Origin of the sequence: Thalassoglobus sp. JC818 (assembly GCF_040717535.1) — a bacterium.
GTDB lineage: Bacteria > Planctomycetota > Planctomycetia > Planctomycetales > Planctomycetaceae > Thalassoglobus.
Genome location: NZ_JBFEFI010000001.1, coordinates 1,116,923 through 1,137,603, shown reverse-complemented (window position 1 = coordinate 1,137,603; position 20,681 = coordinate 1,116,923). Strand labels below are relative to the sequence as shown.

17 protein-coding genes are annotated in these 20,681 nt (G+C 53.2%); 5 read left to right on the top strand and 12 right to left on the bottom strand.

Annotation, left to right across the window (positions count from 1 at the left end; genetic code table 11):
• Window positions 1-109: 109 nt before the first annotated feature.
• Complete coding sequence (locus tag AB1L42_RS04060; RefSeq protein ID WP_367051471.1) at window positions 110-292, bottom strand: hypothetical protein; 183 nt, start codon at window positions 290-292, stop codon at window positions 110-112.
• A 48-nt stretch (window positions 293-340) separates the two neighbouring features.
• On the opposite strand from AB1L42_RS04060, the gene AB1L42_RS04055 reads away from it, so the two are divergent.
• Window positions 341-2,059, top strand: a complete 1,719-nt coding sequence (locus AB1L42_RS04055) for a serine/threonine-protein kinase (protein ID WP_367051469.1) — start codon at window positions 341-343, stop codon at window positions 2,057-2,059.
• Between the two features lie 42 nt (window positions 2,060-2,101).
• On the top strand, window positions 2,102-3,157 hold the full coding sequence (locus AB1L42_RS04050) for a PA0069 family radical SAM protein (RefSeq protein WP_367051467.1): 1,056 nt from the start codon (window positions 2,102-2,104) through the stop codon (window positions 3,155-3,157).
• 152 nt (window positions 3,158-3,309) lie between these two features.
• On the opposite strand, the gene AB1L42_RS04045 is transcribed toward AB1L42_RS04050, so the two are convergent.
• Complete coding sequence (locus tag AB1L42_RS04045; protein WP_367051465.1) at window positions 3,310-3,798, bottom strand: DinB family protein; 489 nt, start codon at window positions 3,796-3,798, stop codon at window positions 3,310-3,312.
• Between the two features lie 243 nt (window positions 3,799-4,041).
• Between AB1L42_RS04045 and AB1L42_RS04040 the strand changes: the two genes are divergently transcribed.
• Complete coding sequence (locus tag AB1L42_RS04040; RefSeq protein ID WP_367051463.1) at window positions 4,042-5,391, top strand: PQQ-binding-like beta-propeller repeat protein; 1,350 nt, start codon at window positions 4,042-4,044, stop codon at window positions 5,389-5,391.
• 114 nt (window positions 5,392-5,505) lie between these two features.
• On the top strand, window positions 5,506-6,456 hold the full coding sequence (gene pyrF / locus AB1L42_RS04035) for an orotidine-5'-phosphate decarboxylase (RefSeq protein WP_367051461.1): 951 nt from the start codon (window positions 5,506-5,508) through the stop codon (window positions 6,454-6,456).
• Between the two features lie 23 nt (window positions 6,457-6,479).
• On the opposite strand, the gene AB1L42_RS04030 is transcribed toward pyrF, so the two are convergent.
• The 7 genes from AB1L42_RS04030 to rsgA form a co-directional block, all read right to left on the bottom strand.
• On the bottom strand, window positions 6,480-7,694 hold the full coding sequence (locus AB1L42_RS04030; protein ID WP_367051459.1) for an aspartate aminotransferase family protein: 1,215 nt from the start codon (window positions 7,692-7,694) through the stop codon (window positions 6,480-6,482).
• A 213-nt stretch (window positions 7,695-7,907) separates the two neighbouring features.
• The gene (gene argB / locus AB1L42_RS04025) at window positions 7,908-8,783 is read right to left on the bottom strand and encodes an acetylglutamate kinase (protein WP_367051457.1); all 876 of its coding nucleotides are present in this window, start codon (window positions 8,781-8,783) and stop codon (window positions 7,908-7,910) included.
• A 558-nt stretch (window positions 8,784-9,341) separates the two neighbouring features.
• Window positions 9,342-9,812 carry a ribosomal protein S18-alanine N-acetyltransferase gene (gene rimI / locus AB1L42_RS04020; protein ID WP_367051455.1) on the bottom strand — a complete coding sequence of 157 codons (471 nt, stop codon included), beginning with the start codon at window positions 9,810-9,812 and terminating at the stop codon, window positions 9,342-9,344.
• 396 nt (window positions 9,813-10,208) lie between these two features.
• Entirely contained in the window at window positions 10,209-11,855 is a 1,647-nt protein-coding gene (locus AB1L42_RS04015; protein ID WP_367051453.1) for a hypothetical protein, read from the bottom strand.
• 50 nt (window positions 11,856-11,905) lie between these two features.
• A complete protein-coding gene (locus AB1L42_RS04010) occupies window positions 11,906-12,646 on the bottom strand; it encodes a glycosyltransferase family 2 protein (RefSeq protein ID WP_367051451.1) in 741 nt (246 codons plus the stop codon).
• 702 nt (window positions 12,647-13,348) lie between these two features.
• Complete coding sequence (locus AB1L42_RS04005; protein WP_367051449.1) at window positions 13,349-15,274, bottom strand: redoxin domain-containing protein; 1,926 nt, start codon at window positions 15,272-15,274, stop codon at window positions 13,349-13,351.
• 156 nt (window positions 15,275-15,430) lie between these two features.
• Window positions 15,431-16,378: a ribosome small subunit-dependent GTPase A gene (gene rsgA, locus AB1L42_RS04000; RefSeq protein ID WP_367051715.1), complete on the bottom strand. Its 948-nt coding sequence runs from the start codon at window positions 16,376-16,378 to the stop codon at window positions 15,431-15,433.
• On the opposite strand from rsgA, the gene AB1L42_RS03995 reads away from it, so the two are divergent.
• Window positions 16,352-16,597, top strand: coding sequence for a hypothetical protein (locus tag AB1L42_RS03995; protein WP_367051724.1), 246 nt, complete (start codon window positions 16,352-16,354; stop codon window positions 16,595-16,597). The two genes, rsgA and AB1L42_RS03995, sit on opposite strands and share 27 nt — an antisense overlap.
• A gap of 24 nt (window positions 16,598-16,621) precedes the next feature.
• Here AB1L42_RS03995 and AB1L42_RS03990 read toward each other — a convergent pair whose 3' ends face one another.
• The 3 genes from AB1L42_RS03990 to AB1L42_RS03980 all read right to left on the bottom strand — a co-directional run bounded on the left by AB1L42_RS03990 (window position 16,622) and on the right by AB1L42_RS03980 (window position 19,147).
• Complete coding sequence (locus AB1L42_RS03990) at window positions 16,622-17,098, bottom strand: FHA domain-containing protein (protein ID WP_367051447.1); 477 nt, start codon at window positions 17,096-17,098, stop codon at window positions 16,622-16,624.
• Window positions 17,099-17,407: 309 nt separating this feature from the next.
• Window positions 17,408-18,058, bottom strand: coding sequence for a (d)CMP kinase (cmk, locus tag AB1L42_RS03985; protein WP_367051445.1), 651 nt, complete (start codon window positions 18,056-18,058; stop codon window positions 17,408-17,410).
• Between the two features lie 396 nt (window positions 18,059-18,454).
• Window positions 18,455-19,147, bottom strand: coding sequence for a hypothetical protein (locus AB1L42_RS03980; protein WP_367051443.1), 693 nt, complete (start codon window positions 19,145-19,147; stop codon window positions 18,455-18,457).
• Between the last annotated feature and the right edge of the window lie 1,534 nt (window positions 19,148-20,681).

Sequence of the window (20,681 nt, the reverse complement as noted above, 5' to 3'; positions counted from 1 at the left end):
CGTTGACCGATTGCTGATATCGCGTCTGCATTGAGGTGCTGTTTTCTCAGTTGCGATCGGAGGAACGCATTCTCGCAGATCGCGTCGATTTGTGAGTTGCTTCACAGGTTCACATCAAGCGGTTTCTATCGTTGATCTGTTGGCGACGTGTCGGCCAAAGATGCAAACTTGAGAACCAGATTCCCACGACGGCGAAACCTTTTTCAAACTGCCCACTTGAGACGAGTTTGAATGGAACGGGACGCAATTTCAGCATCTTCACGCTGACGAACGAACCTTCGGTGACTATCATAGGTCGTTACCGCAAAGTTTCCTCTAACTCAACAAAGTGGCGCCTGGAATGGCACAAGACTCTGGCCAGGAACGAATCCTCACAAAGCGGTCCGACTCTGGACCAAACGGGAAATCACCCTCGAAATCGGCATGGTCATGGGCAGTGCAGATCGTCGACGGGACCGGTGCGAACTTTTCGAAAGAGGTCAACACGGTACTTGCTGGGCGACTCAAGGCAGCGTCGCTCATTTTCTTCGTCGGGTATACCGCATTCTTTCTGAAGTCCGCCATACTCGGCTCAGCTCACATTTCAGAAGCTGACTCGCTGCTGAAGTGGACACAACTCGTGGCGATCGTCTCCAGCGGACTGATCGCCTGGAGAACCTGTTCCGGCTGCGGTCATGTGAATCGGAATCTCCGAATTGCCGAGCTGATCCTATTCGGCACATCGGAACTCTTCTTTGTCGTGCTGACTTACAGCATGGTTCTGGACTGTGCGACTCGGGGGTATCTGTTCCCGATCGTTGCGCCGTGGATGATCCTGCTATTCACCTATGCTCTGTTTATTCCCAACTCATGGCAGCGAGCACTTGCGATGATGCTGCCGATGGCGATCGCGCCTGTTGCGGTTATGGGAATCACCGGATTGGTCGTTCCGATTGTCGCTACAGAATTCGCCCAACCGGAAAATTCCACAATTCTGATCGAAGCCTTGATGGTAATGACCTTCAGCCTGGTCATCGCCACGTGGGGAGTGCGCACGATTCGGTCTTTGAGAACAGCTGAGTTCGAAGCCCGACAACTGGGACTTTATCGCTTGAAGCGTCTACTCGGTCGCGGGGGAATGGGCGAGGTTCACCTGGCTGAGCATCTGCTTCTCAAACGCCCTTGTGCGATTAAATTGATTCGACCGGAAATGGCAGGAGATCCGCAGACGTTGGCGCGATTCGAACGTGAAGTTCGGTCCACAGCGCAATTGACTCACTGGAACACTGTCGAAATCTACGATTACGGAGTTTCTGAGGACGGGACTTTTTATTACGTCATGGAATACCTGCCGGGAATGAATCTCGACCAGATCGTGGAAATGCATGGCCCGATGCCGGATGAGCGTCTCGTCCACTTTTTCAAACAGACATGTGATGCACTCGCTGAGGCGCATGATCAAGGTCTCGTTCATCGCGATATCAAACCTGCCAACATCTTCGCTGCGAAACGAGGTGGAACTTACGATGTGGCCAAACTGCTCGACTTCGGGCTAGTACGATCACAACACGTCGACCTCGATACCAAAATCACTCAGGAAGGCCGAATCGCAGGATCTCCAATGTATATGGCTCCTGAACAGGCCAGTGGAGACGTTTCCGACGCACGAGCAGACATCTACGCACTGGGCTGTGTGGCCTATTATGTGTTGACTGGAAAAGCACCGTTTCAGGAGACAAACGCCGTCAAGTTGCTGCTGGCTCATGCACAACAAACTCCAGTCTCCCTGAGAACGCACAATCCAAATGTCTCCGAGGAACTCGAAGCGATTGTGCTGAAGTGTCTCGCAAAGAACCCCGACGATCGCTTTCAATCGGTCGAGGAGCTTCGCGAAGCATTGCAAACTGTTCCATTGACGGAGCCATGGACGCGAGAACGTGCTCGCGAATGGTGGGCATGCCACGGATGTCCCAAGAAGCGTGAACTCGATCAATGCATTCAGGAAGGCCGCGAGCCTCCGACTTACGAAGCAGCATCAACGGACAACTATGCAGAAACGAAGCTGCTCGCCGGGGTGTAGTGACTTCGCTCTTCCATTAAAGACCGATTGAGGAGGAGTGGCATGAGACACGGATCAAACCTCGATCCTCCAAATCGATTCGAACGGATTCATGCCGAGGCAGACTTCGAGCATCTGGAATGGGACACCGAGTACTTAGAAACTCGGAATGACCGGAAGATCGAATATCTCCGAGACGATTCAAAAACAATTGTCTCGGAAAACAACTCTCCAGACATTCCGTTCCGCTACAGCATTAATCCGTATCGAGGATGCGTTCACGCGTGTGCATATTGCTATGCCAGAAACTCGCACGAGTATCTCGGACTGAACGCGGGCCTGGATTTCGAAACGAAGATCTTCGTGAAGTTCGATGCTGCCAAGTTGCTTCGGGACTTTCTGTCTCGCGACAAGTGGGTGCCTGAGCCGATCATCTTCAGCGGTGTCACGGACTGTTACCAGCCTGCGGAACGAGAGTTTCGATTGACGCGGAAGTGTCTCGAACTGGCGAACCAATGCAATCAGCCGGTCAGCATCATTACTAAGAATGCACTGGTGCTGCGAGACATTGATCTCCTGCAGGAAATGGCGTCTCGAAACCTCGCTCACGTGAGCATTTCAATCACCACACTCGATGCTGAATTGGCACGCGTGATGGAACCTCGCACCAGCATTCCGACTTCTCGCCTCAGAGCAGTGAAGACGCTGGCAGAGGCTGGGATTCCCGTCAGGGTGATGAATGCTCCAATCATCCCGGGACTGAACGATCACGAAGCTCCGCACATTCTGAAAGCAGCCCGAGAAGCTGGGGCAACAGATGCTCGTTATATTCTTCTTCGACTCCCAGCGACGGTCGAGCCGGTCTTCCAGGAATGGCTGGATCGAACACAGCCCGAGTGTCGAGATCGCGTCAATCAACGCGTTCGCCAAACACGCGACGGTCAAATGAGCGATGCAACGTGGGGGCAGCGAATGGTCGGAACAGGAGAGATTGCGAACCAGATCCGCATCATCTTCAAAGTATTCCGGAAGAAATACGGGTTCTGCAATCTCCCGGAACTCGACTCCAGCCAATTCGTCTGCCCGACTCCTTCAAACGGACAAATGAAATTGTTCTAAGCTTCGTTCGGGTTTTGTTTCGTTTAAGGCGGCGAACAAAGCTCAAGGATTAGGGCATTTTCTGATTTTGTATGCACGATCTCGCACGAGCAAGCACAGCCTTTTAACTTATGAGACAGTGCAAGCGAGTGCATCGGAAAGTGCAACTTGCTCTAGACTCCCAGCACAGATCCTTTACCGACACAGCGGCGCCAAGCGGAAAGCTGGCCGAGGTGCATCGACGCGTGTGTCGTCATGAGATGCACGATCAAATCGCCGGTCGTTGGAAACTGGTCCGGGAAAAACGGCGTCGCATTTGGAGCAGCAAGTTGTTCCGAAGAAGCTTCGACGATCATTTTCTCGACAGATTCATAGACTTCGTCCAGCTTGGACAGCAGAGCCGATTTCGTGGGGTAGATCGCTCGGTCTTCGCTGCAAGTTGACCCGGGACCATAAACTCGCAGCCACTCTTCATCGGTCAACATCGGTTGGCCGAGCAGCTTCGCCACAAGATCGCCTCCGAGGGCGACGTGACCCAGAATCCATGCGGGGTGGTTCATTCCGGGATGGGGAATCTGAGCCATTTCGCGGTCATCAATATCTGCTGCGAGCAGATGTGCAAAAGACTTTGTAAATCGAAACGCATTCAATACTGATTCCATGCAAGTTCTTCCTTTGATGCGAAAGAAGTGGCTTCGATGAAGAGTTGAGCGATCACCGTTGGCCAAACTTTAGACAGTCGCCTATTCCTGGTAAACACTCGAAACGCCACGAAGTAACGCATTGATTTGTTTCGATGAATTTGCAGACGCTTCTTCCTCTGAAGTTCACCGCTCTGAGTGAAATCCGGCTCGTCACTGGCTACTATGAGGCCGATTCCGCTCACAATTCTCCGAGACAGAACGATGAACAGACTCGTATGTGTTGCCTTCCTCTGCACTCTCGTTTTGGGCTGTGGACGTCGCGGAAAAATGATGGACATTGAACCGGTCTCTGTCGGAACCGATTCTTCTGAGAGTCAGGCACCTGACATTGAGATTTCGGAGAGCGACTGGCCGATGTGGCGAGGTCCGCATCAGACGGGTGAACTCACAGACTCGTCTGCGCCTGTGCAGTGGTCCGAAAGCGAGAACATTACCTGGAAGCAAGAGATTCCCGGGCGAGGTCACGCTTCGCCGGTCATCGTCGGGGATCGCGTCTTCATCGCGACGGCCGACACACAGAAAGAAACGCAATCGCTGATCTGTTTGTCAAAAGAGACGGGAGAGGTGCTTTGGAGTGAAGTCGTCAACCAGGGCGGGTTGCCCAGAATTCATTCCAAAAATTCCCAAGCTTCCGCAACACCCGCCAGCGATGGCCATCTCGTTTTCGTGACGTTTGCGAATCATGATCGTGTTCAGTTGGCCGCGTACGATATGGAAGGCACGCTCGCCTGGGAATGCAATGCGGGCCCTTATCAGTCGGATCACGGTTTCGGTGCGTCTCCGACCATCTTCGAACGAAGTGTCATCGTCGCTGGCGATAGCACGCTTAACGGGTTTCTGACCGCAGTCGATCGAGCGAGCGGAGACATCCTCTGGAGAGTTCAGCGAGATGGTCCCGGACAGCGAGGTAACTATTCCTCACCGATCGTCGCCACGCTTGCTGGCCGTCCGCAACTGATTCAGTCCGGATACTTGCAGACGAAAAGCTATGATCCGTCGAACGGTGAGTTACTCTGGACGGTTGATGGTCCATCGAAAGTGACTGCGAACAGCATCGCTTACTCTGATCCCTATCTTTTGATCAGCGGCGGCTATGACGAAAAGCAGATTCTCTGTGTGAAAGTAGAAGGGGATGGAACCGACGCTTCGATCATCTGGGACGGGAGTCGGAATGTTTCGTATGTTCCTTCACCGAACATCGTTGGTGACTCAGCACTGTTGCTGGCAGACGATGGAACACTGGCGGCGTTTAACCTGGAGAGTGGACGACAAGAGTGGCGCGAACGATTGGGAGGAAAGTTCAGTGCGACTCCCATTCAGGTTGGCGAAAAGTTCTATGTGCCCGATGAAGATGGAACGGTTTACGTCTTTGAGATCGAGCCAGAATTCCAATTGCTGTCCAAAAACACTCTCGCCGACGGAGGCGGGATGTCCTCAATTTCGGTGTCGGATGGAAGTCTCTTCATTCGAACGAATCAATTTGTGTATCGAATCGACCAACCGACAGATGAAGCAGTCGCCCAGGTTTCTAAGTCCGATGCTGAAGAGTGAACCGCACTCGCTCTTCCCGTTCAAAAGTCCTGAATGGACATGCTTCGTTAATGTGCTTGCCTGTTGTGAATTCGCGAAGTCGGATTCGAGAAATGTTTTCAAAGTGAGTTTGTCATGATGCCTTACGTTCAGCGACTTCATACAGCGATTCAGAAAAAACAGACCGCAGCACTCGTCGGACTTGATCCACGCTGGGAACAGTTGCCGGAGAAGATTCGAACCGCGGCATTAGAAAAACATGGCGACTCAACAGTCGCTCGCGCTGCGGCCTATGAAGAATTCTGTTTGCGAATCATCGATGTTGTCGCTCCACTTGTCCCGGCAGTAAAGCCGCAATCCGCGTTCTTCGAGGAGTGCGGCCCTGATGGTGTGCAGGCGCTGAGAAACGTCATTCGCGCTGCTCGCGATGCTGGCTTGATCGTCATTTGCGATGCAAAACGCGGAGACATCGGTTCCACTGCGCAAGCTTACGCCAACGCCTATCTCGCGGGCGACGATCCATCATCGGCCCCGTTCGCAGCTGATGCGCTGACCGTCAATCCATATATGGGAGTCGACACCCTGGAACCGTTCGTGCAACGTGCTTCAAAAGTGGGAGCAGGTTTGTACGTTCTGGTCCGGACGAGTAACCCCGGGGCAGGGGATTTTCAAGACCGCACGACCGAAGGTTCCACGCTGTTCGAAGCGGTCGCGGACCGAATTGAGGAACTCTCTCAGGCTTCTGCAAACGGAGCAGATTACGGTTCGATCGGGGCGGTCGTTGGTGCGACCTATCCGAAAGAACTTGAAGAACTCCGTGAACGTATGCAGCATGTTCCGCTGCTGGTCCCAGGTTACGGGAGTCAGGGCGGAACGTCGAAAGATGTTGCTTCTGCCTTCGATTCAAATGGCCTCGGAGCTGTCATCAACAGCTCACGAGGCATCATTTTCGGTTACCAGAAAGGACCGTTGGCCGAGGAGTTCGGCGAGTCCCGCTGGGAAGAAGCCGTCCAAGCTGCTGCAAATCTGATGATCGCCGATCTGGCAGAACATACCCCTGTGGGGAGTCTTGCTTCCACTTCGTAGAAGCGTGCTGGTCTGTTTTCGCTCTAGTTCTGAGGAGCGGCGGACTCGGCCATTTCCCGGATCACATCTGCGATAATTTCACAGCCTTGAGCAACTTCGTCTGCCGTCACGTTGAGTGCCGGGAGAAGTCGGATCACGGTGTCGTGCGTCGAATTGAGCAGGAGTCCGCGTTCCATCGCCAAGCCGACTGCCGGACCTGATTCAATCGTCAGGTCGATTCCGATCATCATTCCGCAGACTCTCACGTCGCGGATGATGGGAGTCTGCTCTTTGAGATCTGTGAAAAACTTCTCGAACTGCGAGGACATTGTCTGGCAGTGTGCAAGCAGATTTTCGCTTTCGATCGTCTCGATGGTCGCTTTGCCTGCCACCATCGCAATGGGATTCCCGCCGAAGGTGCTGGCATGCATTCCGGGACGTAGTGAAGGAGCGATTTCGTCTTTGGCGATAATCGCGCCGCAAGCAACTCCTGCGGCAATTCCTTTCGCCATTGTCATGATGTCCGGCTGCACTCCGAAGGTCTGATAGCCAAACCAGTTTCCGGTGCGTCCCATGCCGGTCTGAACTTCGTCAAAGATGAGGACCATTTCGTTCTCATCACAGAGCTCTCGCAGCCCTTGCAGAAATCCTTCCACTGGGGTGTTGACTCCACCTTCGCCTTGCACCGGCTCGATCAGAATCGCGGCTGTCTCTGAATCGATCAGATCGCGGACTGCGTCGAGATCGTTGTGCGGAGCATAGGTGAATCCGGCGACCATCGGACCGATGCCCTGATGGTACTTCGGTTGCGCCGTCGCGGTCACAGCTCCATAGGTGCGGCCATGAAACCCGTTCTGGAACGATATGATCTTGTAGCGATTTTCTGGTGTGTGAAGTCGCGCGAGTTTAATGGCTCCTTCAACCGCTTCCGCTCCGCTGTTACAGAAGAAACTCTTTCCGAAACCTCGTGTGCAAAGTGCTTCGGCAAACTCTCCTTGAGGTTCCATGTACCAAGTATTCGGAACGTGAATCAAACGCGCCACTTGTTCCTGAACAGCTTGAATCACTCGCTCCGGGGAGTACCCGAGAATGTTGCAGCCCCATCCGGGAAACAGATCGAGGTACTGTTTTCCTTCAGCATCATAAACCTTGCTTCCCTCACCACGGACCAGGCTGATCGGAAAGCGTCGGTAATTCGGAATGACGTACTGATCGAAGAGGGCGATCGTTTCTTGACTGGTGCGGGTTTGTGTGGCCATGAAAACTCTACACTGATGCTGAAATGGATGTCCGATATGAATCGGGGGGATGAAAACACGAAGTCCCGTGTCGACGAACAACAACTGACACCGGGACGCCACGATTGTTCACGTGTCGGGATGGAAAAGCTGAGCTTTCAATGAACGACTCGCTCATTGACTGCCACTTGGTTGTGGAAACGTTTGATGCGTTCCACTTGCGAGGTCTGTAACTCAGCGGACGATTTCCGTTCCGATGCCTTTGTCGGAATAGATTTCCAACAATAACGAATGAGGGATGTTGGCGTCGATGATATGCACTTTCCCGACTCCGACTTCCAACGCATCGAGCGCAGCTTCTACTTTAGGAACCATTCCAGTGGCAATTGTTCCGTCTGCGATCAGATCACGACACCGGCGTACCGTCAGGTGCGGAACCAGAGTCGACGGATCACTTTTGTCGAGGAAGATCCCCGGGACGTCACTCAAAAAGACAAGTTTTTCAGCTCCGATCAATGCAGCGATGGCAGCTGCGGCGGTGTCTGCATTCACATTTAGTGAACCACCTTCTGGATCGACCGCGATCGAAGGCAGCACGGGAATGACTCCTCCTCGGCAGACGCTGTGAAGCACATCCTCTCGGATTCCCGTCACGTACCCAACTCGCCCGAGGTCGATCGGTTCACCGTCGGCATCCTGAAGTGTGAGCTTCTTGCCTTCCAGAACCGGTTGTTCATTCACGTGCAAGCCAACCGCGCGTCCGCCTTGTGTTTTGATCAGATCGACCAGAGTTTCGCAGATCTCTTCGGTGAGGACGCGTGTCGCGATTTCGAGTGTTTTCTCATCGGTGTATCGCCGGCCCTGAACGAACCGTGGCTCAATACCCGCCTCCGCGACGCTGCGGTTGATGGCTTTCCCGCCCCCGTGGACGAGAATCGGACGCATCCCGACTGCCTCCATGAAGACGACATCCGCCAGGCATCGTTTCACAGATTCGGGTTCTTCGAGTGCGCTGCCGCCCAGCTTGACGACGACGTAGCGATCGCGGAAACGCCTGATCCATTCGAGGGCTTCAACGAGAACTTTGACTTTGGTGATTGCCTGATCCACGAAGGGATATCCAGAAGCTGTGCAGACTGACGATCATGTAGACGCATCGAGAGGGGACATGTTCTTGTCGCTCGTTCTCTCAGAAGCCACACCATAATGGTGGGCTCTCCGGTCTTTTCACTTCACGTTTTCGCAGTTTGAGTCTTAACGACTTCCAGTGAGCCTGCGAGTTGAACAGTCATCGAATGGTCAACGTTGAAGCAATATGACGTCAATCAGCCGGGTAAACAAATGGGTGAATTCGGACGAGACCAGCGGTCGTTGTCAGTCTTCACGGACTCATAATCTGCCGTTGCGCTCCGGTTGATCATTTGAGTTCGTGAACACAAGTCCGAAAGCGCCGTAGTCTAAATGAGGCGATCTGTTCGGTCCAGAGCGAGGAAAATATCGATCCCGAGCGATGCGGAGAGCCGGAACGCGTCAGCGCAAAAAAAAATGCGCCGTCAAATGTGACGAGCGCACCAGGGGGGCTTCAGTGTTTTCAATGGTTCGAATGCCGGCAGCGAATCCTCAGTTGTTTTCTCTATTCAACTGAAGGAACGTCTGCAGGATGTTTCTTTAAGCAGCCCCGAACTGTGAGATGCGGTTGCGAATCGCGAACTGGGAGTCGATTCCGTGATCGGCAGCCAGTTGAAATCGCATTGTGTAGGCATCTTCTTCGGTATCGTCGAAGTGTCTGCGAAGAACGCAAACAGCGCGGAAACCTTGCTTCTTGAAGAAGAGTTGAGTGTCGAGATCGCTCTCGCGAACTTCAATCAGGATCTCACTGCGACGCTGTTGTGACAGCTTGTCGATCAGGCGCAAGACCATTTGCGTTCCGATGCCCTGACGGCGTGCTTCCGGAGCAACTGCGAAGTTCAGGATATGCAATCGGGACTTGTGCAGTTCGTAGATCATGAAACCGACAATCTTCTGATCGTGCTCTGCGACCATTCCGATGCAGTTTCGCTGACGCAAACAAGTGAGGAAGTCTTCGTCTGTCCAAGCTTCCCCGTAGCTTGATTGTTCAATTTGGATAACGTCGGTCATGTCCCGACGAATCAACCATCGGATTTGAACGTCCAGGCGATTTTCGGAAGAAGAAGATGGCTCCACATTGGCCTCCATGCCGATTGAACGTGCCGTTCGAATGAAATGACTTCAAGTGATGAAATGTGCTCAGTGACGAAAAGATTAACACAGGTTTGAAGAAACTGGAAAGCCGGAAAAGTCGAAATCTGAGCAACAGATGAAACTGTCGCGTATTCTGCCGAAATGAGTTTTTCCGACCTTGACAGAGGTGGCCGTTACTCACCGTCGGGTTCGCAATCTTCAGTCAAGACTCGTCGATGACGTTTTTTGATCGCTGAATCTCGCGAGTCCAAGGGAACATCAAGCAGCAAATCTGCGATGAATTGAAGCAGAGACTCGCAGGGCTGATTGGTTCTACAGGGTGACGTGAGCAGCGCGAGCCATTTGAGATTGCAAGTCGAGAATGGTTTGGCTCGGGAAGAGGACGGCTGGAAACTCCCGGCTGCCCAGGATCTGATGTGCTCGAAGCTGCGCTTCCGCCTCGTCCAGTTCCTGACGAAGTTGTTCTTCCTGAGGCTTTGCCAGAGCATGGAGTGCCTGTTGGACGGCTTTCAACTTTCGGTGTCGCTCACGATTGTCCAACTGCCGTTCTCGTCGCTGCGCCTTTGAGAAGCCTTCCGTCTGTGCTTGCCAGTGCTGGCGAATCAGTCGGTCTTTTTGCTCACTAAGGGCATCGACTTCGGGTCCGGACAGATATCGGTCCGCATTGAATCGCAGGTCGCGAAGCTTCTGCTTGATCTCATTAACTCGATCGGAAGATGCCGCTTGCGAGGCGATGGGGAGATGACAAGTCGCTGTGAGAATATGAAACTTCGGCGGAGCAATGCCGAAGAAGCTTTCAATCAGCCGATTGGTCATCTCGTCGTACTTCGCTCCTCCGATTCCGTGAGTGAATTGATCGGCAAAGCAAAGTCGGGAAAACAGGGTCGTTGTCAGTGCCCGCGTGCGGAGTTTTCCGTTTTCGGACAGTTGCTTGAGGCTTTCGAAAAGGCAGTCGTTCGCCGAGGACAAAACTTCCGTGCCTTTACAGATCAGCTGAACGCAATCGCCCTCTCGCTTGACGAACACCTGACAGCGAGAGTGATCGCCGTCTACCCAATACCAGAGTGGGAGTTCGAGTCCGTCCGCCCCTGACTCGAGGTTCGGGACGGGGTGTCGATCGTTACGGATCCCGTGAATTCGGCGGTAGTCGGTGACGATTTGGTTGTAAGCGGAGTGGAAAGCTTCGGCATTCTCAATGAGATGAGCAGCGAATTTCAGAAAGCAATCCGTCTGACACAGCTCACTCAACGGAAGCTCGAGATTTCCTAATCCCCATTCGCGTTCCTGACTCATCCGGGCTGCGGAAAGAGCACGTGCCATTGAGTTGCTTTGCTTAGCGCTTTCCACCGCTGCGGGCCAGACGTCCGCAATGAGAGGTTCGATTCCCCAAGTTGACATGGCGTCGACAACCCGGTCACCGAACGTGTCGAACAACTCACGATCCAGAATCTTCAGCTCTTCCCACGGCTGTTGAGGCTGTGGTTGATCAAAACTGAGGCTGAGAAGATTGGGCCGCTCCGCAGTTCCAGATGGCATTCGGAGTGACTGCGTCTGGACGGTGTCATTGTCCACGATGATGTTCAAACCAACGCCGGAGGCCTCCTGAGCCATCGAGGCGACTGCAAAATTCTTGGCCCAGACACCGGGATGAGCCAGTTGTGGCTGATGGCCTGTGACGAACAGTAGTGAAGCGTGGTGCGAACATTCGGCACAGACCGTCGTCTGACCGGTGACCTGATTTGTCCATTCCGCTGCCCGTTGAATCAATTCGCGACGGGTTGCAGAGCGAAATTCCGACAGCGACACCCCAGCGATTTGTACATCCGCGCAGGCCAAATGCCCTGCGTTCTGCTGCGCATCGTGAATCGCCGACTCCAATTCAGGAATCGACAAGACCGACCCACTCGATTGCGGAGCACGAAGTTTGATGGAGTCAGAGGAGACAGGGCGGGGCATCATGCAGTGAGACTCGGAGTTGAAACTGGCGAGGAAACGGGAGAAGCCGAGCGTCAGGACCGTGTGTTGGAGCCGCACGGAACATTTTGAGCTTCCATTTCCCGCTTGAGGACTGACTGATAGTACGCCATTCTCCGACGAGAATCATCAAGGGAGCCCCCAAAAGAGCGTTCTTCTTCGAGGTAAACCAGCGGAACCGGAAATTCCCGGATCTTCAAATTGTGGCCAACCGCTTGAATCCAGAATTGAAGCGGCATCGCGTAGCCTAACTCCGTGATCTCAAAATGCTTCAGCGATTCGACGCGATACGATTTGAATCCACAGAATGAATCCGTCAGGTTCAAATCGAAGCAGTTGTTGAGCTGCTCAGTGATCGACACGTTGATTTTCCGCCGATCGGCAGGCGGGATGGAGTTTTCATCGAAGATTTGCAGGTAACGGCTACCCGAAACGATGTCCCAGGGTGCTCCTTCGCTGTGAAAGACAGCTTTGGCCAGTTCCGGGATGAGTTGAGGTTGATGTTGTCCATCACAATCAATTGTCACCAGCACGTCGTAGCCGTTTTGCATGGCGAACTGAAACGCACTGTCGAGTGCAGCACCGTAGCCTCGGTTCTGTTCATGAGTGACGACATGAATTCCTTCGATTTCACTCAGGACAGCAGCTGTTCCGTCACTCGATCCATCATTCACAACCAGAATTTCCGGGCTGTATCGAGCGACCTCTTCGAGAACAGGTCGAATGTGACTTTCTTCGTTGAAGACTGGCAGTGCGGTCAGAATCTTCTCAGACATGAATTTCCTTTGATTGATGGCAACACGCTCTCGAATATGGTCGGCCGTAATCTGACTGAATCAGTTCAAACGCCCTCACACGCGAAATCCCGTGCAAATACCGGTCCTCGTCACGATCGCAGCAGGCTTTTCGTCCGCATTGACGGCGATGACGAATGGACCGTCTCGTCCAGTGATTCGCTTCTGTGACTCGAATGTCGGTTACAGCCTGATCGAGCAAGCGAATTTGCAGAAAACGAACTCGTTTTTAAAGCAATTCGATCGCACCACGGTCAGAACGTCAGGGAATTCTAGTCGCCTGAATTGTCCGGTGACAGCAAGTCACGCCAGAATGCACCGGGAGACAGTGCGTAACGGACACGCTTGAAAGAGGTTACGAATAACTTCGACGTTCGGCGTCAGAAGCTGGACTCGTTCGAGAGCCGCATCGACGAGAAGATCGTTGTGTGACGAAACCGACGGAGTCATCGCTAAGGCGTTGCATTCGAATTCGGAACGTCAGAAATCTTCAGCGCCCATCAATCTCACCTTGAAGAGGAGGTGAACCGAGTTGCTAGGAGGTGCTAGATGCACTGAACGATCCAGCACCTTCGGACAAACGTGATTGATCCTAAATCAAGCGGGTAGGGCATCCAGCGTGATCGATTCACAGGCAAAGCGAGTAGCGCTCCGCTGAAGATTTCGAACTGACTCCGCTTTCATCTACTGACGAAGGAGTTCTGGGACTTTCGTCTTGAGGTCTTCAACCGATGCGCTGTTGCTGACCACGCGTCCGGACTTGTCGATGAGAAACATCGTTGGGAGCGAGATGATTCCGTAATCGATGGCAAGTCGACCTTCGAGGCCACCTTCTTCCACGATTTGAGGCCAGACGACGCGGTAGTTTCGCAGGTAACCTTCAACATCAGCACCAGGTGTGTCGAGATTGACTCCCACGATTTCGAATCCCTGACGTTGGTATTCGGTGTAGAGTTGTTGGATTTGCGGAAGATCTTCGGTGCAGGGCTTGCACCATGTCGCCCAGAAGATGACCGCCGTGACTTTGCCGCGATAGCTGGCGAGATCGATCGGTCGCTGACTGCCGAAAGTTGTTCCGGAGATCGCAACCGGTTGGCCTTCAAGAGAGAGTCGACGCAGCGCTCCCTGGCCTCGCTGGGCTGCCGATGAATTCGGATAGTCGTTGACGAGTCGGGTGTACCAGACTCGAGCGTCCTTCAGATCTCCATTGAACTCTTCAGTGATGGCCAGTTGCAGAAGCGCGTCTCCAGCTTCCGGAGCTTTGGGGAATTCTTCAACGAAAGCCTCCAGCGACTTCAGCCACTGAGATTGAACTTCCTCGCGCTGTTCCGGATCGGCCGATTGCAGTTGCACGTTGTAGCTCACCAGCATGTTTTGGAAGACGGCGAATGCCAGCAATTCGGTATCGGACTTGTCAGCGCGAAGCTTGTCGATGGATGCTTTCAGCTCAGCCAGTCCATTCGGGAATGTCTGCATTTGAGTCGCTGCTGCGATGAGTTCCAGTCGTTGTCGCTGCCAGAGTGCCTGATCTTCAGTGGTGGTCGAGAGATTCGCCAGCTTCTGAAGCAAGGTGGCTCGCTCGACATTGAAACGAATCATGTCTTCACGAGCGGTTTCAGCGGTCGGTGACTTGGCATCGAGTTCCCGCAACTGATCGACCAGTTCCCGCATTTCGGGGCTGATGCCTTCCGAAGCACCAGGAGTGATTCCGGGAATGGTTGGCTGCAGCAACAGTCCACCTTCGCCGAGGTCAAACCGTCCCCCTTCAATCGGGCGCGGGCACTGGGTCAGTTTCCAGGTTGATCCGACCTGAACCATTTCCCCAATCTGGACGAAGCCATTTTCATCGCCATTCGAGACGATGGCCATCACGTTTTCGTAGACCAGTAGGTCTTTCTGAGCTTTGCCTGCATCCGAGGGGACGAGATTCGGCATCAACATGGAGCTGTCGAACCGAACCCATTCGGTCGATTTGTTGATGATCTTCGAGTCGGCGAGCACGCTTTGAAGCTGAGTTCCGAGTGAATTTCGATTCGCGAGAAACTTGTTGCCGATTGACTTGTCGAGACCGACAGCTTGAGCATCCTGAGGTGTCAGGAAGACTGCTTCCAGCCTCGCGACGTTTCCACTTGCCATGGCGAAAACAGCTTCGCGAGTCGCTTCTTCTGCCGAGATGATTTTCCAGTAGTCGATCGTTCCGTTTTGATCTGTGTCGACACCCCAGCGGGTTCCGTGAGTGTTGACCCACCGAGATTCGTTGATCTTGTTGTCTCCATCGGTGTCGAGATCGCGGTAGACTTCGAGTCCAAACTTGAAGTACTTGAACTCGTCGACCTTTTGGTCACCGTTGGTATCCATGAAGCGTCGAAGGACCTGCCCAGTTGGGCCATAGAGAACCCACCCCGACTTTTTCCCCTCGGACTCAACTTTCAATTCACACTGGGCGATTTCCGCGCCGGTGGGAGTATCGATATCGACACCCGGTTGAGCCGGTTTGTACGTCAGCACGACATCTGGTTTGACGTTTTGTCCGAACACTGAAGAAGTTGAAATCCCGGCGAGAAATACACCAAAAGCGATGACTCGCGCAAGGGAGGAACACGTCAACATCTGATCATAACTCCGTTCGTGACCAAAACTGCAGAGGGATCGTGGACGGAAAGCGTCTTCCATCTCCGCCTCGACTGCGACTTACTCTATTGAGATTGACGCGCGAGGGAAAGACCATCTGAGGGAGATTGGCGAAGGCCGGAAAGCTGGATCGACTTATTCGAGTTCCTCGTCGAAAAAGTCCACTTCAAAAGCGGGATTTCGAACATGTCGATTCTCAAGCGTGACAATCCTCAGGAAGTTTTTGTACCGAAGACGAGAGATTTGACCGCGTTCGACAGCGTCTTTAACTCCGCACTGCGATTCGTGCGTATGAGAACAGTCAGGAAACCGGCAGAGGCTCACGTGTGGACGAAACTCAATGAAGAGTCCTTCTACTTCCTCGGCGGCGATATCCCAGAGTTCCAGTTGACGAATTCCAGGTGTATCGACGACCCAACCGCCAGCTTCCAATGGGATCAGTTCGGTGACGCGAGTTGTGTGACGGCCTTTGTTCGTGTCGCCACTGACTTCTCCAGTATCGCGCCAAAGTCCCGGCTGAATGGCATTCAACAGTGATGACTTGCCAACGCCGCTTTGACCTGTGAAGACTGTTTCTTTGTCGATCAACAGTCGTCTCAGTTCGTCGATTCCTTCGCCTCGCACAGCATCCGTCATGACCACGGGATATCCGAGCCGAGCGTATTGTCCCACGAGTCGCTGAAGCTGGACTCGATCGCCGAGGTCGATTTTATTGAGACAGATAATCGCCCGAATTTGCCCTTTTTCGGTGCTGCACAGAAATCGGTCGATCAAACCCGGTTTGAGGACAGGTTCGTTGATCGAGGCCACGATCACAGCTTGGTCGACATTGGAGACAATGACGTGAGCTTCCCGACGACTTCCACGACTGAGCGTTCGGGCGCGGGGTTCCACCCGTTCAATGACTCCTTCACTTTCGTTGACCGGAAGGAATTTTACGTGATCCCCGGCAACAACCGGGTTTCTCGAGTCGCGAGACAGAGTTCGAACAACTCGTCGTACCGTGCAGGTGAAAATCTCAGAGCGCGAATCTGTCCTGTCCGACTGGACAACGACATGATTCGCACCGATGCATTTCAGCACTCGACCGGAGACGACGGCCGACTCGTCAATTTCTCGCTGGGAACCTTCCTCATCCGTGAGGATTGTCCTGTACCGATTGACGGAACCTTTGCCGGAGAGCCGTTCTCCGTGTTCGAGGTCAGCAACCTGATCGAGATCTTCTCGCGATTGCTTCGTCAGGTTTTGGTTTCGAGCGCGTTTGTGCCTGTTCTTTTCAAACTGAACGCGGACTTTACGTGAAGATTTCCGTTTCTTACCCACGGTTTAGTCGTCGCCCATCAACCAGTCCATCGCTGCATCTTCGTCATCTCCGAAAGAACGCTCTTTCACGGGACGCGACGATGCAGGCGGCGGATTGGAGCGTCGCTCCGCTTCGCGAGTCTGCAGGCCTGCTTTCTCAAGCAACCCGACTTCGAACGGATCGTCGTCTTCGGGAGGAGCATCGCCGACCGGTTCGTACGCGATTTCGTAGTGGTTCTTCGCGATCGAAATCTGATCGCCGGGATGAAGCCACTTCTGATCGCACCGCTCACCGTTAACTTTGACGCCGTTGCGGCTGCCAAGATCTCGAATCTGCCAATAGCCGTTCAGCAATTCCAATTCACAGTGTTGAGATGAGACATTTGGAAACGCCAGAACGATGTCGCATCGGCTGCGTCGTCCGATCACGATTTTGGACTCGAGCAATGGGATGCTGTCACCGCCGCCCAAGGGGATTAATTCGCCCAACATTTGATTCATCCTTGCTGAGTCGCCAATTGTCTTGTGCTCCACCTCAATGAGGCCCGGATCCATTTCAGAGTTGTTTGCACTGTTGGCGACGACAAGATGGGATTTGGTTTGATGAAGAACTGATGAGATGCACCAGTCAGATTCAATTAATCTACGGTTGATGTGTTTTGATGTCAAACAGGGAATTTCGGTTCAACACAACAATCTGAAGATCGATCGGGCCGGCGAACAACTCGGGAACTTTGCCTGTTAAGGTGTGACGATGGCGTCAAGTTTCCCGGTGCAAAAAAGCATCATTCGATTTGAGCAGCCGCTGTTCTACGAATTACTTTCACTGATGACATTCTGAAGATGCTTGACCACCTCCTCGATTGTCATGCGTGACGAGTCAACAATCACAGCATCGTGGGCGGGTTGAAGTGGAGCGATTGAACGCGTTTCGTCTCGAGCATCGCGTTCTCGTTGTTCAGTCAGGACATCATCGAAACTCGCTTCGGTTCCCAGTCGCTGAAGATCTTCCATGCGGCGGCGAGCACGGATCTCTTCGTCTGCGGTCAAGAAGAATTTGAAATCCGCATGTGGGAAAACAACCGTCCCTTGATCACGCCCTTCGCAGACGATGTCACAGCCCTTGGCAATCGCCTGTTGCTGAGTGACCAGAATTTTTCGAACTGTCGAGTTTTGGGCAACAACTGACGCTGCCGCGGAAACTTCCGGTTCACGGAGACGGTGCGTCACATCTCCGCCATCGAGGATGGCTGCTCCCTGATCGAATTTGAGTTGTGCTGTCCCAGCGAGTTCTGCGACTTGATCGGAGTCCTCAGGCGACACCGAAGAGTTGAGGACTTTGAGAGCGATCATCCGGTACATGGCACCGGTATCGAGGTATTCGAATTCGAGCACTTTCGCGAGGCATTGAGCGACTGTGCTTTTTCCAGTTCCGGCAGGGCCGTCGATTGTAATGATCATCGCAGAAGTGAAACTCAGGTCGGCGGAGATTCATCGAACGAAGGATCTCCCGGTCACGGTAAAGGTCATTGAGCCATGATTGCGTTCCACATTGTTGTTGTCGAGACTCGCAAGCTTTCAATTCAAGAGACGCTGCTGAGTACCAATAAAAAAAGATTCGTCACGGACGATAAAACGATCCGTGACGAATCTCCCCCCTCATTCTTGCATTCAGTGTTCAGTCAACTTCGAACAAATTCTTGAGAACGGACACGAAAGATTGAGTGGGATATCTGATTCGTTCTGTTCCCGGCTTCGCACGAGTTTGTGCGATGTTCGAGAGTCGCTGAAAAGTCCTCCTCGTCGTATATATTCTGGCCGGCTTCGCACTGTTTTCTTTTGACTTCGCGGCTGTGATTATGAGTTGTGACTGACAGCTTGCTTGCGTCGCAGTCGCAATCCACAACCTCCTGCCAAAGCAATTCCCCAGATGGCGATCGATGCTGGTTCTGGCACGGCAGCTGTCAGGTTCGGAGCGGCTGAGTAGCTGAAGTTGTCCGCACCCCACGCTCCGTCGTCCCCTTGAATCGTGATCTGATTGAACGAATTCAGGGATGTTTCAACGATCCCGAAGAACCCGCTGCTGGACGGGAAGGAGAACTCGAACGCACCAACTTTGAAGGACTCGAACGGAATTCCTCCGTTCATGCTGGTGTAGTCAAATCCGAAAGCTGTGATCGAGCCGTCGAAATCGATCGTGATCACCGTCCCATCGTCAGTGTCTCCCGAAAAGTAGGTCGTACCGTCGATGTTGCGGTCCTGGCCAACTGACTGAATGTTCGTTGGCGATGGATCGTACGCTTCGATCCCGTTGTCTGAAGCCCATGGGCCGACAGCAGAGAGAGTAAACGGTCCCGCGTCGAAACTTCCGGACGTGCCGAGGTTGTGATCGCTGGTGAAGTTGTTGAAGTCGACCACCGAGAATGTGGTGACCGCATTCTGCCAGGCGGTACGGTCTGTAAAGGTGACGAACCCCGCGTGGGCGGTCTCGGAAGTCAATCCAACGATCGACAGTCCGATGAGAGTCAGAGTGATTTTGTGGTTTTTCATGATGACAGTCAATTTGTTGGCGATTGAGTTCGCGTGAGTTATTCGGATGATTCAAAGTGAAACTGCCGAATTCACAAAAAACCTAGCTCGGGTTTTCGGCCGCTCGGGAGGATTCTGTAGAAAAATCGGAAAATTTGATTTCCCTTGCTGAAAACGCTTACGGGGGGTACCGCGATTGAATCGGACTCTGTCAAATATTTCTGAGTTTTTGGCCCGAAATGTTGTTTTTTGACCTCATGTTGCGTTTTCGCAACATTGTCGAATTCACCTGTTTTGGGGGCGGAGATTCTGCGTTTTATCAAGCAAGCGGATCGCAATATTGCTACGATTGAGGAGCCCTTGGGATGACCGGGCCCTTTTGAAAGTCGCGACGTGGAGAGTTTGAATGCAGCCGGAACTTCCTGAGGTCTTGATCGATCAATTTCGTCAACTCCAAAACCGGCTCCGTGGAACATCGGCGCTGGGAGGGATCGGATTCACAACGATCATCGCAGCCATCTGCGTCATTGTTTCGATTGGAGTCGACCTTACGTTCGATCTTCCGCTCTGGCTGCGAGCAACCATGCTTGTGGTCTCTCTCATTCTTGTTGCACTGACAATTATTCAATGGGTCGTGCGCCCAGCTCTTCGACGTTATGAGCCGAACGAACTCGCAGCTTTCGTCGAAATGCAGTATCCCGATTTTGATGAACGACTTCTTTCGACCGTCGAATTGCTCTCCGCTCCTGATCCCAATGCGTCCCCGTTGATGAAGCACTGGCTGTATCGCGAAACAGCCGATTTGACGAAACGCACGGACTTCTCTGATGCCGTCGATGCACGAAAGGCAATCCGTTACTGCTGGGGCGGCGGAATTGCCATCCTGGCATTGCTCCTCCCGCTGCTCTTCGTTGGACCGGCCTATGGAGTGTTGTTCGCACGCTTCGTCAATCCCTGGGGAAATTACGAACGTGTCCACAATCTCATGCTGACGGTCGTCGACGGTGACCGCACTGTCGCTCGGCACTCTGATGTGACTTTCACTGTCGAAGCTGATTGGAGATTGGCACCGGGAGACCTTCCCGAATCCGCATGGCTCCATTGGACGAACGCCGACGGGAGCAAAGACCAGCGACGACTCGACTGGAATTCGGAAGCCGAATGCTACGAGGGGACGCTCGCACGAATCGAAAACGGGTTTCGATACTTCGTGAGAGCTGACGGGGCTAAGACTCGTGAGCATGTGATCCAAGTTGTCGATCGACCGGAGATGACAGCCTTCCAGATCATACTCACGCCACCAGCCTACACGGGACTGCCTGCACAACAGCATGATCTCGTGTTGGGTGAGATCATCGCGCTCGAACAAAGCCTGTGGACGATCGATGCAGAATTCAACAAGCCGCTTGTTTCTGCAGAAATCTTGTGGCTCGATGGTCCTGTGCGACCAGACCTCGACCCGCTCGAAGACGGCACCGCCGTTGCTGCAATCACACCTCTCAATATTGATCCGACGGGGAATGTGGCTCACCTCGAAGAGCGACTCGCACAAACG